The organism is Xanthomonas sp. SHU 308, assembly GCF_000364645.1.
Classification (GTDB): Bacteria; Pseudomonadota; Gammaproteobacteria; order Xanthomonadales; family Xanthomonadaceae; genus Xanthomonas_A; species Xanthomonas_A sontii.
Window position 1 is genome coordinate 1 of record NZ_AQOK01000479.1, and the last position, 609, is coordinate 609.

Here is a 609-nt window from a genome sequence, read left to right on the forward strand (position 1 = left end):
GGGATGGGTGAGGCCGGACCAGGTGTAGGGGTGGGCGTTACGGAACCCATTGACTTGCGGATGAAATTCACGGAGCTCGTCCGGGTCGACAAGAACCACATCATTGCGCATTTCATCGCGCGCGGCTCTGGCAAGCCAGCCCTTTCCAGCTCCCGGCTGACCAGCCAAGATGACCGCGTTAGGGCACTCCAGCGATGATTTCCCATCAAAATCTTTGAGGACATTCTCCTCAAAGATCCTGCGATGCTCCGCCCGCATTCAATCGAAAATCTTCGCCGCTCACGACAAGATCTCCTTGTGCGCCTGGAAATAGGCCAAGATCTCATTTAAATCGGACATACCACCATTACTGAACCTTGCATGCAGCATCAGGCTAACCTTTGCCTCGGCTTTCCTGATCGCCTCGGGATCACTAGAAGACTGCGCTACCTTGAGCTCATCACGCGCTTCTGAGATAAAGGAACTCAGTGCGCCCTCAAGACTCCATATGGCCTGCTCGAACAAAGGAGTGCCATGGAGACGCTTGGCAACCACATCATTGAGCGTTCGCTGCAATTCATCCAAGTATTGAGGGTAGTCCTTGAGCATTTCCCGCAGCTTCTGCGGCAC

At 54.2% G+C, this 609-nt stretch carries 1 protein-coding gene and 1 pseudogene; both read right to left on the reverse strand.

The annotated features are described in order from the left end of the window. Nucleotides 1-258: zeta toxin family protein (locus D588_RS26740; RefSeq protein ID WP_157836471.1), on the reverse strand; the 258-nt coding region annotated here is incomplete at its 3' end. A gap of 21 nt (nt 259-279) precedes the next feature. Next, nucleotides 280-609 (reverse strand): annotated as a pseudogene (locus D588_RS0114735) (hypothetical protein); the annotation flags it as partial.